This is a genomic window from Arenibacter sp. 6A1 (assembly GCF_012272855.1).
Classification (GTDB): domain Bacteria; phylum Bacteroidota; class Bacteroidia; order Flavobacteriales; family Flavobacteriaceae; genus Arenibacter.
Genome location: NZ_JAAXCQ010000027.1, coordinates 18389 through 32715 on the forward strand (window position 1 = coordinate 18389; position 14327 = coordinate 32715).

General features: G+C 38.7%; 22 protein-coding genes. 1 reads left to right on the top strand and 21 read right to left on the bottom strand.

Going from position 1 to position 14327, the window contains the following annotated elements; genetic code table 11:
* The 21 genes from rplR to rpsL all read right to left on the bottom strand — a co-directional run bounded on the left by rplR (position 1) and on the right by rpsL (position 11142).
* Positions 1-357: a 50S ribosomal protein L18 gene (gene rplR, locus HCG49_RS17620; RefSeq protein ID WP_168470809.1), complete on the bottom strand. Its 357-nt coding sequence runs from the start codon at positions 355-357 to the stop codon at positions 1-3.
* A gap of 11 nt (positions 358-368) precedes the next feature.
* Positions 369-911, bottom strand: coding sequence for a 50S ribosomal protein L6 (rplF, locus tag HCG49_RS17625; protein ID WP_168470810.1), 543 nt, complete (start codon positions 909-911; stop codon positions 369-371).
* A 20-nt stretch (positions 912-931) separates the two neighbouring features.
* On the bottom strand, positions 932-1330 hold the full coding sequence (rpsH, locus tag HCG49_RS17630) for a 30S ribosomal protein S8 (RefSeq protein WP_072763977.1): 399 nt from the start codon (positions 1328-1330) through the stop codon (positions 932-934).
* Between the two features lie 70 nt (positions 1331-1400).
* Entirely contained in the window at positions 1401-1670 is a 270-nt protein-coding gene (gene rpsN, locus HCG49_RS17635) for a 30S ribosomal protein S14 (RefSeq protein ID WP_072763931.1), read from the bottom strand.
* Between the two features lies 1 nt (position 1671).
* A complete protein-coding gene (gene rplE / locus HCG49_RS17640) occupies positions 1672-2223 on the bottom strand; it encodes a 50S ribosomal protein L5 (RefSeq protein ID WP_168470811.1) in 552 nt (183 codons plus the stop codon).
* 2 nt (positions 2224-2225) lie between these two features.
* On the bottom strand, positions 2226-2540 hold the full coding sequence (rplX, locus tag HCG49_RS17645; protein WP_168470812.1) for a 50S ribosomal protein L24: 315 nt from the start codon (positions 2538-2540) through the stop codon (positions 2226-2228).
* Between the two features lie 13 nt (positions 2541-2553).
* The gene (gene rplN, locus HCG49_RS17650; protein WP_072763928.1) at positions 2554-2922 is read right to left on the bottom strand and encodes a 50S ribosomal protein L14; all 369 of its coding nucleotides are present in this window, start codon (positions 2920-2922) and stop codon (positions 2554-2556) included.
* 2 nt (positions 2923-2924) lie between these two features.
* Positions 2925-3182 (bottom strand): 30S ribosomal protein S17, encoded by a 258-nt coding sequence (gene rpsQ / locus HCG49_RS17655; protein ID WP_031445107.1) that lies wholly within the window; start codon positions 3180-3182, stop codon positions 2925-2927.
* A gap of 13 nt (positions 3183-3195) precedes the next feature.
* Positions 3196-3387 (bottom strand): 50S ribosomal protein L29, encoded by a 192-nt coding sequence (gene rpmC / locus HCG49_RS17660; protein ID WP_072763927.1) that lies wholly within the window; start codon positions 3385-3387, stop codon positions 3196-3198.
* 17 nt (positions 3388-3404) lie between these two features.
* Positions 3405-3824 carry a 50S ribosomal protein L16 gene (gene rplP / locus HCG49_RS17665; RefSeq protein ID WP_072763926.1) on the bottom strand — a complete coding sequence of 140 codons (420 nt, stop codon included), beginning with the start codon at positions 3822-3824 and terminating at the stop codon, positions 3405-3407.
* Between the two features lie 20 nt (positions 3825-3844).
* Complete coding sequence (rpsC, locus tag HCG49_RS17670) at positions 3845-4564, bottom strand: 30S ribosomal protein S3 (RefSeq protein ID WP_168470813.1); 720 nt, start codon at positions 4562-4564, stop codon at positions 3845-3847.
* A 10-nt stretch (positions 4565-4574) separates the two neighbouring features.
* Positions 4575-4982, bottom strand: a complete 408-nt coding sequence (gene rplV, locus HCG49_RS17675; protein ID WP_168470814.1) for a 50S ribosomal protein L22 — start codon at positions 4980-4982, stop codon at positions 4575-4577.
* 6 nt (positions 4983-4988) lie between these two features.
* Positions 4989-5267, bottom strand: a complete 279-nt coding sequence (gene rpsS / locus HCG49_RS17680) for a 30S ribosomal protein S19 (RefSeq protein ID WP_026810026.1) — start codon at positions 5265-5267, stop codon at positions 4989-4991.
* A 13-nt stretch (positions 5268-5280) separates the two neighbouring features.
* Positions 5281-6105, bottom strand: coding sequence for a 50S ribosomal protein L2 (gene rplB / locus HCG49_RS17685; protein WP_168470815.1), 825 nt, complete (start codon positions 6103-6105; stop codon positions 5281-5283).
* Positions 6106-6114: 9 nt separating this feature from the next.
* Entirely contained in the window at positions 6115-6405 is a 291-nt protein-coding gene (rplW, locus tag HCG49_RS17690) for a 50S ribosomal protein L23 (protein WP_168470816.1), read from the bottom strand.
* A gap of 7 nt (positions 6406-6412) precedes the next feature.
* Positions 6413-7042 carry a 50S ribosomal protein L4 gene (rplD, locus tag HCG49_RS17695; RefSeq protein WP_168470817.1) on the bottom strand — a complete coding sequence of 210 codons (630 nt, stop codon included), beginning with the start codon at positions 7040-7042 and terminating at the stop codon, positions 6413-6415.
* Positions 7042-7659, bottom strand: a complete 618-nt coding sequence (gene rplC, locus HCG49_RS17700) for a 50S ribosomal protein L3 (protein ID WP_168470818.1) — start codon at positions 7657-7659, stop codon at positions 7042-7044. The genes rplD and rplC overlap by 1 nt, the downstream gene beginning before the upstream one ends.
* Positions 7660-7809: 150 nt before the next feature.
* The gene (rpsJ, locus tag HCG49_RS17705) at positions 7810-8115 is read right to left on the bottom strand and encodes a 30S ribosomal protein S10 (RefSeq protein WP_006988551.1); all 306 of its coding nucleotides are present in this window, start codon (positions 8113-8115) and stop codon (positions 7810-7812) included.
* Between the two features lie 10 nt (positions 8116-8125).
* The gene (gene fusA, locus HCG49_RS17710; protein ID WP_168470819.1) at positions 8126-10258 is read right to left on the bottom strand and encodes an elongation factor G; all 2133 of its coding nucleotides are present in this window, start codon (positions 10256-10258) and stop codon (positions 8126-8128) included.
* Positions 10259-10267: 9 nt separating this feature from the next.
* The gene (rpsG, locus tag HCG49_RS17715; RefSeq protein WP_168470820.1) at positions 10268-10744 is read right to left on the bottom strand and encodes a 30S ribosomal protein S7; all 477 of its coding nucleotides are present in this window, start codon (positions 10742-10744) and stop codon (positions 10268-10270) included.
* 23 nt (positions 10745-10767) lie between these two features.
* Entirely contained in the window at positions 10768-11142 is a 375-nt protein-coding gene (rpsL, locus tag HCG49_RS17720) for a 30S ribosomal protein S12 (protein WP_072763916.1), read from the bottom strand.
* A 404-nt stretch (positions 11143-11546) separates the two neighbouring features.
* Here rpsL and HCG49_RS17725 point away from each other — a divergent pair, with 404 nt between their 5' ends.
* Positions 11547-14249, top strand: a complete 2703-nt coding sequence (locus tag HCG49_RS17725; RefSeq protein ID WP_168470821.1) for a SusC/RagA family TonB-linked outer membrane protein — start codon at positions 11547-11549, stop codon at positions 14247-14249.
* The last annotated feature ends 78 nt before the right edge of the window (positions 14250-14327 follow it).

A 14327-nucleotide genomic window follows, 5' to 3' on the forward strand; every position in this document is an offset into this window, starting at 1 on the left:
TTAGAATTTTAATCCTGCTTCCCTAGCGCCTTCGGCTAATGATTTTACTCTACCGTGGTATAAGTTACCACCTCTATCAAAAGCCACAGCTTCGATACCAGCTTCTTTTGCCTTATCGGCAATAGCTTTACCTACTAAGTTAGCAACTTCTGTTTTAGTTCCTTTAGCGTCAGCTAACGCTTTATCTCTCGAGGAAGCAGCAACCAAAGTGGTTCCTGCAACATCATCGATAATTTGAGCGTATATTTCACTATTACTTCTAAAAACAGCAAGTCTTGGCCTTTCTGCAGTACCTGAGGATACTTTTCTAATTCTCCTTCTGATACGTTGTCTTCTTTCAGTCTTCGATAATCCCATAATGCTATTTATTAAGCTGATTTACCAGCTTTTCTTCTTAATTGTTCACCAACAAACTTAATTCCTTTTCCTTTGTAAGGCTCTGGCTTACGGAAAGCTCTAATTTTAGCAGCTATTTGACCCACTAATTGCTTATCATGTGAACTTAGCTTTATAATTGGATTCTTTCCTTTATCTGACGTTGTCTCTACTTTTACTTCCGGAGCCAATTCAATAATGATATTGTGCGAAAATCCTAAAGCAAGGTCTAACTTTTGTCCTTGGTTGCTGGCACGGTATCCTACCCCAACCAATTCCAATTCTTTTACCCAACCTTTAGAAACACCTTCGACCATATTAAAGATCAAAGATCTGTAAAGACCATGTCTTGCTTTGTGATCCTTAGAATCAGACGGTCTTGTTACATATATCTGTCCGTCCTCAACCTTTACGTTTGCTCCAGAAAATTCTTGAGAGAGTTCTCCCAACTTACCTTTTACAGTAATAACATCTTCCTTCACCGCTACGGTTACTCCTTCTGGAATTGCTATCGGATTATTACCTGTTCTAGACATTCTTCTAACTCTTTATAGTATTAATAAACATAACATAATACTTCTCCACCTGCATTCTCTAATCTAGCCTGCTTGCTTGTCATAACACCATGGGAAGTAGATACGATCGCGATTCCTAAACCATTAAGAACTCGTGGCAACTCGGTTGAGCTAGCATATTTCCTTAGACCTGGCTTACTTACACGTTGAATTTTTCTTATAACCGGCTCTTTTGTGAACTTATCGTATTTCAAGGCTATTTTAATAGAGCCTTGAACCGCGTTATCTTCGAATTTGTAGCTTAAAATATATCCTTGATCGAATAATATTTTAGTAATTTCTTTCTTTAAATTAGACGCTGGGATCTCTACCACCCTATGGCCGGCACGACTTGCGTTTCTAATTCTTGTTAAATAATCCGAAATTGGATCTGTAAACATAATTATAGAATTGCGGTAACGGTTTTTAACCATTTTGGCTAAACCTGAAACCAGTTGATATTAATTTTTATTACCAGCTTGCTTTAGTAACTCCAGGGATCAGACCATTGTTGGCCATTTCTCTGAAAGTAACCCTAGAAATACCAAAGGTTCTCATGTACCCTCTTGGTCTTCCCGTTAGCTTACAACGGTTATGCATACGAACAGGAGAAGCATTCTTTGGCAATCTTTGTAGCCCTTCATAGTCCCCAGCCTCTTTCAAAGCTTTTCTCTTCTCAGCATATTTAGCTACAGTCTTTGCTCTTTTGACCTCACGGGCCTTCATCGATTCTTTAGCCATACTAATTCTTTTTAAAAGGTAGTCCTAATTCAGTTAATAATGATTTTGCTTCCTTGTCTGTATCCGCAGAAGTTACAAATGTAATATCCATTCCATTGATTCTATTAATTTTATCAATGTTTATTTCTGGAAATATGATTTGCTCCGTAATACCAAGACTATAATTCCCTCTTCCGTCAAAGCCAGTAGCCTTAATTCCTTGGAAATCTCTTACTCTAGGCAATGCACTAGTCACCAATCTGTCTAAGAATTCGTACATTCTTTCTCCACGCAAAGTAACTTTTGCCCCAATCGGCATCCCTTTACGCAATTTAAATGCAGCAACATCCTTTTTAGACATTGTTGAAATTGCTCTTTGTCCGGTGATCAATGTAAGCTCGTCTACCGCATGGTCGATAAGTTTTTTGTCTGCTACTGCAGCACCAACACCTCTACTAACAACAATTTTTTCTAATTTAGGAACCTGCATTACATTCTTGTAACCAAACTCCTCCTTAAGAGCTATTACTACTCTCTCTTTATATTCCTGTTTTAATCTTGGAACGTAAGCCATAACTAAATTACTTCTTTAGATTTCTTAGAAACTCGTACTTTCTTACCATCCTTCACTTCGTACCCAACTCTTGTAGTATCTCCCGACTTTGCGTCGATCAATGCTAAATTAGATATATGTAAAGCTGCCTCTTTTTTTACGATTCCTCCTTGAGGGTTGCTCGCACTTGGCTTTTGGTGTTTAGAGACCATATTAGCCCCTTCCACAATCGCCTTGTTTTTTTCACGGTCAACACTTACAACTTTGCCTTCGACCCCTTTGTGATCTCCGGCAATAATTCTAACAGTATCCCCTGTTTTTATTTTCAGTTTTTTCATTTTGCTAATTTTATTAAAGCACCTCTGGAGCCAAAGATACAATTTTCATGAATTGCTTATCACGAAGTTCTCTGGCCACAGGTCCAAAAACACGTGAACCTCTCATTTCCCCAGCAGGGTTTAAAAGTACACAAGCATTATCATCGAATCGAATGTAAGAGCCATCCTGTCTTCTAACTTCTTTTTTTGTCCTTACAACAACTGCCGTGGAAACTGCACCTTTTTTGACAGCTCCGTTTGGAGTAGCTTCCTTAACGGTCACTACTATTTTATCCCCAACAGAAGCATATCTCCTTTTTGTACCTCCTAGCACACGAATGGTCAAAACTTCTTTTGCCCCCGTATTGTCCGCTACTTTTAGTCTAGATTCTTGCTGTAACATAATTATTTAGCTCTTTCAATGATTTCCACTAACCTCCAACACTTGGTCTTACTCAATGGACGCGTCTCCATTATTTTTACAGTATCGCCAATATTGCAATCGTTCTTTTCATCGTGCGCAACATATTTCTTTGTCTTTAACACGAACTTTCCGTACATAGGGTGCTTCACACGTTTAACTTCTGAAACCACTACTGATTTCTCCATTTTGTTGCTAGTTACAACCCCTATTCTCTCTTTTCTTAAATTCCTTTTTTCCATAAAGCAGAACCGATTATTGTAATTCCCTTTTTGTTAATTCAGTTGCTAATCTAGCCACGGTTCTTCTCACTTTTCTGATAAGCAAAGGATTTTCCAATGGTGTTACAGAGTGAGCTAATTTTAAATCGGCATACTGTTTTTTAAATTCAGCAACCTTTTCGTTTAACCCTTCAACTGATAATTCTTTTATTTCTGATTGTTTCATGATTCCTTGCAATTATATTAAGCAGAATAGTCCCTAGCAATAATAAATTTAGTTTTTACCGGTAGTTTCTGAGCTGCAAGACGCAATGCCTCTTTTGCAATATCAATAGATACACCAGCAATCTCGAACAACACTCTACCTGGCAACACAACAGCAACGAAATATTCCGGTGCTCCTTTACCTTTACCCATACGTACCTCTAAAGGCTTCTTAGTGATAGGCTTGTCCGGGAATATTTTAATCCATAACTGCCCTTCTCTTTTCATGTATCTAGTTGCCGCAATACGAGCTGCTTCTATTTGGCGCGATGTTATAAAAGAGGTATCCAAAGATTTGATACCAAACATACCGTTTGAAAGTTGATGACCTCTACCAGAGATCCCTTTCATACGACCCTTCTGCATTTTGCGAAACTTAGTTCTTTTTGGCTGTAACATTTCTTTCCTTCTTTAAAAAATTACTTTCTACGACGTTGTTTCTTTGGTCCGTCTTGTTTACCACTTTTTCCAGTTTGGCTTTTTGCCATTCCAACTAAGGGAGAAAGTTCTCTTTTTCCATAGACTTCACCTTTCATGATCCATACTTTAATACCTAATCTTCCATAAGTAGTATGTGCTTCATGCAAAGCGTAATCGATATCTGCCCTAAAAGTTGATAATGGAATACGTCCATCCTTATAAGCCTCAGACCTCGCCATTTCTGCCCCGTTCAATCTTCCAGAGATTTGAACCTTGATACCTTCAGCATTCATTCTCATCGCTGCAGCGATCGCCATTTTAATAGCTCTTCTGAAAGAAATTCTACTTTCGATCTGACGCGCTATACTAGCAGCAACAAGGTTTGCATCCAATTCAGGTCTTTTGATCTCAAAGATGTTGATCTGAACTTCCTTATCTGTAATTTTTTTAAGCTCTTCTTTCAACTTATCTACTTCCTGACCTCCTTTACCAATGATAATACCTGGTCTGGCAGTAGTAATTGTTACAGTGATTAACTTAAGAGTACGCTCAATAATGATTCTAGACACACTAGCCTTGGCCAAACGTGCATGAACATATTTTCTGATCTTATCGTCTTCGGCAAGCTTATCGCCATAATCGTTTCCACCGTACCAGTTAGATTCCCATCCTCTGATAATTCCTAGACGATTTCCGATTGGATTTGTTTTCTGTCCCATACTAAATGCTCTAGCTTTGTGTGTTATTGTTAGATCCCAAAACCAAGGTAACATGGTTGGAACGTTTTCTAATTCTATGTGCTCTTCCTTGTGGCGCTGGACGAAGTCTTTTCAACATACTTCCACCATCCACTCTAATCTCCTTAACAAAAAGTTCAGCTTCTTCAATGCTAGCATCCTCATTTTTTGCCTGCCAGTTAGCTATTGCAGATAACAACAACTTTTCTATACGACGAGAAGCCTCTTTTGAATTGAATTTTAAAATAGCAAGCGCTTTTTCTACCTGCACTCCTCTTACTAAATCCGCCACCAAGCGCATTTTTCTAGGAGAAGTAGGGCAATTATTTAATTTTGCAAACGCTATTTGCTGCTTTTCTGCCTTTATTCTTTCGGCCATTTGTTTTTTTCGAACTCCCATAGCTTACTACTTTTTACCTTTATTTTTTGCACCTGCATGACCTCTAAAAGATCGTGTAGGAGAAAATTCACCTAACTTGTGACCTACCATGTTCTCAGTTACAAAAACAGGTACAAATTGTTTCCCATTGTGAACTGCTATAGTCTGTCCTACAAAATCAGGAGTTATCATAGAAGCTCTAGACCAAGTCTTGATGACTGCCTTTTTCCCAGATTCAACATTTTGCTGGACTTTTTTATCCAAACTATAGTGAACGTAAGGTCCTTTCTTTAATGAACGTGCCATTTCTTTCTACTTTTTATTTCTTTCTACGTTCTAAAATATACTTGTTTGTACTCTTAGTCTTGGAACGGGTTCTAAATCCTTTAGCAGGAATTCCGTTTCTAGATCTTGGGTGACCTCCTGAAGCTCTACCTTCACCACCACCCATTGGGTGATCGACAGGGTTCATCGCTACCGGTCTTGTTCTTGGTCTTCTACCTAACCATCTGCTTCTACCAGCCTTACCAGACACCAACAATTGGTGATCGTGGTTAGACACAGCACCTACAGTAGCCATACAATCAGCCAAAACCAATCTGGTTTCACCTGATGGCAATTTGATAGTAACAAACTTTCCATCCTTAGCCATTAACTGAGCAAAAGTACCCGCACTACGAGCCATAACAGCTCCTTGTCCAGGACGCAACTCAATTCCAGAAATAATAGTACCTAACGGCATATTACCCAAAGGAAGCGCATTCCCGATTTCCGGTGCAGCATTAGCTCCAGAAATCAACTCTTGCCCAACTTGTAAACCGTTTAAAGCAATAATGTATTTCTTTTCGCCATCAGCATACGCCAATAAAGCTATAAAAGCTGTTCTGTTTGGATCGTACTGAATCGACTCAACGGTTGCAACAACATCTTGTTTATCCCTTTTGAAATCGATTACACGATACCTTCTCTTATGACCTCCACCTTTTTGGCGTATCGTCATTTTTCCTTGACTGTTTCTACCTCCAGATTTTTTTATCGGAGCAAGCAAGCTTTTTTCCGGCTTATCAGTAGTAATGGCGTCAAATCCGTTAACTACTCTAAAACGCTGCCCTGGAGTGATTGGTTTTAATTTTCTAACTGACATTTTTTGTCTTTATAGATTACTGTAAAAATCAATATTTTCTCCTTCTGCGACATCAACAATGGCTTTTTTGTAACCACTTGTCTTTCCGTGCTGTACACCTGTTTTAGTGTAGCGCGATTTACGCGAAGGACCATAATTCATAGTTCGAACTTTATCGACAGAAACGCCATAAGTTGCCTCTACTGCTTCTTTTATCTGGATTTTGTTAGCCTTAGGGTTAACAAAAAAACCATAACGATTATACAACTCGCTATCTGCAGTCATTTTTTCCGTAATAATTGGCTTTATCAACACACTCATGGTCCGCTTATTTAATTAAGTTCGATTCGATTCCTTCCAAAGAACCCTCTAACAACACAACATTGTTAGCATTTAAAATTTTGTAAGTACTTAATTCTGCGTTAGTTACAACTTCAGAATTTTGCAAATTACGTGAAGACAAATATACGTTATTATTCGCGTCACCCAATACAATTAAAGACTTTTTGTTCTCAAGCCCTAAAGACTTCAAAATATCTTTAAATTCTTTTGTTTTTGGAGCTTCAAAATTGAAGTTTTCAACAACCATAATGGCTTTCTCGTTAGACTTCAATGTCAAAGCAGATCTTCTAGCTAAACGCTTAACGTTTTTGTTCAATTTCTGCTTGTAATCCTTTGGTCTAGGCCCAAAAATACGACCACCACCTCTGAACACAGGAGACTTAATACTACCCGCACGAGCAGTACCTGTTCCTTTTTGCTTCTTGATTTTTCTTGTACTACCTGCTATTTCGGCACGCTCTTTAGCTTTGTGCGTTCCTTGTCTTTGGTGTGCTAAATATTGTTTAACATCCAAATATACAGCATGATTGTTTGGCTCTATTGCGAATACAGCATCAGAAAGCTCAACCTCTCTGCCTGTTTCTTTTCCCTTAATATCTAAAACTGCTACCTTCATTACTTCTCAATAGTTACGTAAGCGTTCTTATGTCCCGGTACACAACCTTTTACTACTAAAAGATTTTTTTCTGGAACAATTTTTAAAACTTTTAGGTTTTGTACGGTAACTTTATCGCCACCCATTCTACCTGCCATCTTCATTCCCTTGAATACTCTTGCAGGATATGAAGCCGCACCAATAGAACCTGGAGCTCTTAAACGGTTATGTTGACCATGAGTTGCTTGTCCAACACCACCGAAGCCATGTCTCTTAACAACACCCTGAAAACCTTTACCTTTAGATGTTCCAATAACATCTACAAATTCTCCTTCTACAAACAAGTCAACACCCAAAGTGTCTCCCAATTTAAATTCACCTTCCCAACCTTGGAATTCCATGACCTTTTTCTTAGGAGAAGCACCTGCTTTTTTAAAGTGACCTGTAGCCGCTTTGTTTGCACGTTTTTCTGCCTTGTCATCGAAACCAAGCTGAAGGGCACTGTACCCGTCGACCTCTTCGGTTCTGACTTGGGTAATTACGCATGGTCCAGCTTCGATTACCGTACATGGAATGTTCTTTCCATTTTCGTCGAAAATGCTGGTCATACCTACTTTTCTACCTATTAACCCAGACATATTTATAATTAATTAATTGATTACTATTTAGTTTAAAAAAAAACAGGGCCCAAAAATAAACTGACCCTGAATTTATTTTTTCCGTTTTTCCCTCGCGAAACGCTCAGGACATGTTCTTCACCACAATAATTGGCAAAAGATTTTGCAAAGTTAAACTTTTATCTCAACTTCTACACCACTAGGAAGCTCTAATTTCATTAAAGCATCAATAGTTTTTGAAGAAGAGCTATAAATATCTAAAAGTCTCTTATAAGAACTTAACTGAAACTGCTCTCTTGCTTTCTTATTTACGTGCGGAGAACGCAAAACTGTAAATATTTTTTTATGTGTTGGCAAAGGAATTGGTCCGGTTACTACTGCACCGGTACTCTTTACCGTTTTTACGATTTTCTCAGCAGATTTATCTACCAAGTTATGGTCGTATGACTTTAATTTGATTCTAATTTTTTGACTCATCTTAGTACGATTACGCTGTTAAACCTTTAGCTTTTTTAATTACCTCTTCTGAGATATTTGATGGAGTTTCGGCATAGTGCGAGAATTCCATTGTAGAAGTTGCTCTACCAGAAGACAAGGTTCTTAAAGAAGTAACATATCCAAACATTTCTGAAAGTGGCACAGTACCTTTTACAACTTTAGATCCGGCTCTATCATCCATATTGGTAATAGTTCCTCTTCTTCGGTTAAGGTCACCTACAATATCACCCATGTTTTCTTCTGGAGTCAATACCTCCAATTTCATGATAGGTTCCATTATAACAGCACCTGCAGCTTTACCGGCAGCTTTATACCCCATTCTAGCAGCTAATTCGAAAGAAAGTCCGTCAGAATCCACAGGGTGGAAAGAACCATCCTTAAGAACAACCTTCATACGATCCATCTCATAACCAGCCAATGGTCCAGCTTTCATCGCCTCTTTAAATCCTTTTTCAACAGGTCCGATAAATTCTTTCGGAATACGACCACCTTTAATCTCATCGACAAACTGTAATCCAGTTCCAACGAAATCATCATCAGCAGGCCCTAATTCAAAGACAATATCACCAAATTTACCACGACCACCAGATTGTTTCTTATAAACTTCTCTATGAGCAGCAGTTTTAGTAACAGCTTCTTTGTACTCCACTTGTGGCTCACCTTGATTTACTTCAACCTTAAACTCACGTCTTAAACGGTCAACAATAATATCTAAGTGAAGCTCACCCATTCCAGAAATAATAGTCTGTCCTGAAGCCTCATCGGTCTTCACCTGGAAAGTAGGATCTTCCTCGGCCAATTTACTCAAGGCCATACCTAACTTATCCATATCAACCTTAGTCTTAGGCTCTACAGCGATACCAATTACCGGATCTGGGAAATCCATACTCTCCAATACAATTGGGTGCTTTTCAGAAGACATAGTATCTCCTGTTTTAATATCTTTAAATCCAACAGCTGCACCAATATCTCCAGCTTCGATAAAATCGATAGCATTTTGCTTATTAGAATGCATTTGATAGATACGAGAAATTCTTTCTTTCTTACCAGAACGGTTGTTCAAGATATAAGAACCAGCATCTAAACGTCCAGAATATGCTCTAAAGAACGCCAAACGACCAACAAAAGGATCGGTAGCAATTTTAAATGCCAAAGCAGCAAAAGGCTCCTTTACATCTGGCTTACGCTTTTCCTCTTCTCCTGTTTCAGGATTTGTTCCAATAATAGCATCTTTATCCATTGGAGAAGGCAAGTATCTACATACTGCATCCAACAAGAACTGAACACCTTTATTTTTAAACGAAGAACCACAAACCATAGGGATGATACTCATATCCATAACCGCAGCCCTTAGAGCAGCGTGGATCTCATCTTCTGAAATAGACTCTTCATCTTCAAAGAACTTTTCCATCAAAGTCTCGTCATACTCAGCTACAGCTTCAATAAGCTTAGCCCTGTATTCCTTAACCTCTTCTTTCATATCAGCAGGAATCTCAACAACATCGAAAGTAGTTCCGAAGTTTTCATCATGCCAAACAATAGCCCTATTCTTTACAAGATCAACGATTCCTTTAAAATCTGCTTCATCTCCAATAGGCAAAACGATTGGCACCGCATTGGATCCCAACATTTCTTTCACCTGATTGTTCACCATTAAAAAGTTAGATCCCTGACGGTCCATCTTATTAACGAAACCAATACGTGGCACCTTGTAATTATCAGCTAATCTCCAGTTAGTCTCAGACTGAGGCTCAACACCATCAACAGCACTAAAAAGAAACACCAACCCATCAAGAACTCTTAAAGAACGGTTTACTTCAACTGTAAAATCAACGTGACCAGGAGTATCAATAATATTAAAGTGATATCCTTTCGTATCCTCCTGCACCTGCCCGTTTTCAATCGGGAACTGCCAATCACAAGTAGTAGCAGCAGAAGTAATAGTAATACCTCTTTCCTGCTCCTGCTCCATCCAGTCCATTGTTGCAGAACCTTCATGAGTCTCACCAATCTTATGGTTTACACCCGTGTAAAAAAGAATACGTTCGGTAGTTGTTGTTTTTCCAGCATCAATATGTGCCGCAATACCTATATTTCTTGTTAATTTTAAATCTCTTGCCATTTCTGCTTATTAAAATCTAAAGTGAGAGAAAGCTTTATTTGCTTCCGCCATTTTATGAGTATCTACTCTTTTCTTAACCGCAGCACCTTCTTCTTTAGAAGCAGCTAAAATTTCTGCCGCTAATTTTTGCGACATAGCTTTCTCATTTCTCTTACGAGAGTAGCTGATAAGCCACTTCATCGCAGTTGAAATCTTACGATCTGGTCTAATTTGCATTGGAATCTGAAAAGTAGCTCCTCCTACTCTTCTACTCCTTACCTCTACGTGAGGCATTACATTAGACAAGGCATCTTTCCACAACTCTAAAGCTGATTTTTCCTCGTCTGTTTTTTTCTCTTCTACGATATCAATTGCATCGTAGAACACCTTAAAGGCGATTGACTTTTTACCATCCCACATCATCATGTTAACAAAACGTGTTACCAGTTGATCATTAAACCTTGGATCCGGTAAAAGGGGTCTCTTTTTTGCCTGCTTTTTTCTCATTTCTTCTCTTTAAAAAGTTTAATTTACTTCTTAGGGCGTTTTGCACCATATTTAGACCTACGTTGAGTTCTACCTGCAACACCTGCGGTGTCCAAAGCTCCTCTAACGATGTGGTATCTAACACCTGGCAAATCTTTTACCCTTCCGCCTCTTACTAATACTATCGAGTGCTCCTGTAAATTGTGACCCTCACCTGGGATGTACGCGTTCACTTCTTTTCCATTTGTCAACCTAACCCTTGCAACTTTACGCATTGCAGAGTTTGGTTTTTTAGGAGTAGTAGTATAAACACGAGTACATACACCTCTTCTTTGAGGACACGATTCCAAAGCAGCCGATTTACTCTTCTTAGTAATTGTGGCTCTTCCTTTTCGTACTAATTGTGAAATTGTTGGCATACTAATTTATGTATAATAAAACTTAACCCTTCTTTTTAAGGGTCGGCAAATATAATCTTAATTCGCTATAATTCAAACCTTATCACCTTTTTTTTATGTTTTTTATTTATTTAAAAGGAAAATACCTACCAGCCATTTCCCCCTTTCCCTCTCCTCTATTTTAAGACTGCTCGTATTTCTTCTTAATTCTTTAACAAACAGATTTGCCTATATAGGCCACAGAAACCCTCTTATATATTTATTTCAACCTTTAATATTCACACTATCAACCCCTTTCTGCTAACACACAAAAAAGACCCCTAAAGTTTTATTTCTAACAGTAATCATAAATTATTCTTAATTATTATTTGGCGCATTAACATTTATTTAAGTATTTTGCCTACAGCTAATTCAAATAAATAAAAATGAAAACAAAATTAAATGGAATTCTTACGCTATTCTTAGCGTTAGTTGTGCAACTGTCGTTTGCACAAGAGAAAACGATTTCCGGGACGGTCACGGACCAGGATAATTTACCGCTCCCAGGAGTGAATATCCTTGTGAAAGGCACCACAACGGGAACTCAAACGGATTTTGATGGAAACTATACCATTAGAGGAGCCGTAGGCCAAACCCTTGTCTTTACTTATGTAGGACAAAAAACAGTATCGATGCCGATAGGCTCGGGAAACATCATTAACCTCTCTATGCAGGAAGATGCCCAAGCCCTTGAAGAAGTCGTTGTAACGGCCTTGGGTATTGAAAGAAAGCCTAGAGAACTTTCTTATTCGGTTTCTAAACTGGATAGTGATGAAGTTACCAAAACAAAGGCTGTAAACGTTGCTACTGCCATGGTTGGTAAAGTATCGGGACTTCAGATTAACACCGTTAACAACGGAGCCAACCCAACAACAAGGGTTGTTTTAAGAGGTAACCGATCTTTATTGGGTAATAACCAGGCTCTTATCGTAGTAGATGGATTTCCTTCCGCTAGAGGAGTTTTAGACCGTATTAACCCAAACGACATTGATAACATTTCCGTACTGAAGGGAGCAAATGCTTCTGCCCTTTATGGATCTGATGCTGCCAACGGAGTTGTTCTTATTACTACTAAAAAAGGTAAAGGGAAACTTGCTGCCACTTATTCCACATCTTACCAAGTAGAAACCGTAGCTTATTTACCAGAACTACAGGACCAATTTGGTGTAGGTGGATTTCCTGACGGAACTCTTTGGCCTTTAGAAAACGTGGCTTGGGGACCTCGCTACGATGGCCGAATGATTGACGCAAGTGAAACTTTGGATGATGGAAGTGTATGGCAAGTGCCATATACCCCAATAAAAGATAATCACAAGAATTTCTTTAACACAGGATCTACCGCACGACATGGAATTACTTTGAGCGGTGGTGATGATATGGGAGACTTCCTTCTTTCCATTGACCAAACCAATACTACAGGTACTGTTCCCAATGACAAGTATAACAGAACCAATGTTAGACTAAAGGCTTCTAGAGAATTCAACCGTTTAAAAGTAGGCGGGAACTTATCTTTCTTTAGATCACACGCCAACTTAGTAGGAAATGGTGGTCGCCAAAATAGACCTGTATATTGGAACATTTTGAACACTCCTTTACACCTTCCAATGGAAGAACTAAAAAACTGGAGGACCGGTACCTTTACTAGAAACGAAGTGTCTTTCTTCCGTTTCTACGAAAACCCTTATTTCATTGTAGATACTCAAAGGGAAAAAACCGATTATCAAGAATTCAATATCCTGACCAGTGTAGACTACACAATAACCGATTGGCTAACAGCCTCGTTAAACACAGGGTATACCGGAGGAACAGAATCTTTTAAGAGAGAATTTGGCGCATTCACCTATGCCTTCCACCTTCAGGATGTTTATTCTGAAATCGATGAGTATGGTGCAAGAACCGCAGATAGGATGAGCAACACCGCAAGGTTTAACAATGACTTCCTATTGAAATTCGACAAGGATATCTCTGAAACTTTTTCAACAAACCTTACATTAGGTACAAACACAAGACTTACCACCTTTAAAGAAATAGGTGTAGATGGAAGTGATCTTATTATTCCAGATTTCTACAATGTATCTACCAGAACTGGTGATCTTGGAGGTTTTGAGGAATCGGAACTATACCGTAAGATTGGAGTATATGCTGACTGGACCTTGGGCTTTAAGAACTACCTTTTCTTAAACGTTACCGCCAGAAATGACTGGTCTTCTACCCTTCCTGAAGATAACAGATCTTTCTTTTACCCAGGAGCCGGATTATCTTTCGTAGCTACAGATGCCTTCCCAGGTTTGGTTGGTGATAGCGGAATTAACTATCTTAAAGCAAACGTTAACGTTACTAAAACTGGTAATGACCCAGGAATTTATGCCACAGCAGGAACATTTTTTGCCCCAGGCAATTTCCCTTACGGAACTACGGTTGGATTATCACAATCTTCTAGAGATCCAGATCCTAACTTAAATCCGGAGTTTACAACTTCTACGGAAGCAGGGATAGAATTAAGTATGTTTAGAAGCAGGTTAAACTTAAATGCAACAGCCTATAAAACCAATTCAACCGATCAGATCATCCCTGTAAACGTGTCATTGGCTTCTGGTGCTTCTAGTAGCTTAATTAACATCGGGGAAATTGAGAACAAAGGTTTGGAATTAGACTTAAAAGGAACCATATTGAGATCTACAGATTTCATGTGGGACATGGGAGTTAACTATTCCGGATATAAATCCAAGGTTATAAGCTTGGCAGAAGGAGTAGACGAATTGGACATTGGAGGATTCTCTACAGCTCAAATTATAGCAAAAGTTGGCGAGTCTTACCCACAGATTAAAACTACCGCTTACCTAAGAGACCCACAGGGCAGAGTGATAGTAGGAGATGATGGGGACCCAATCCAAGACAGCCAAAACCAAATACAAGGAAAGACTACCCCAGATTATATCGTTGGTCTTAACACTAATCTTAGGTATAAAAATTGGAGCCTATACGCCGTTGCCGATTATAGAACCGGACACGTATTCTTCAATGATATCGTAAACGCACTAGAGTTTACAGGATTAACTAAATTAGCCATCCCCCGTTTTTTTAATTGAGCATTAAATTGAGTTGCCCTATATTTTTTTCAGGTTCGGTATTTTGAATTTTCCATCTACTTTTTACCGGCATGAGTA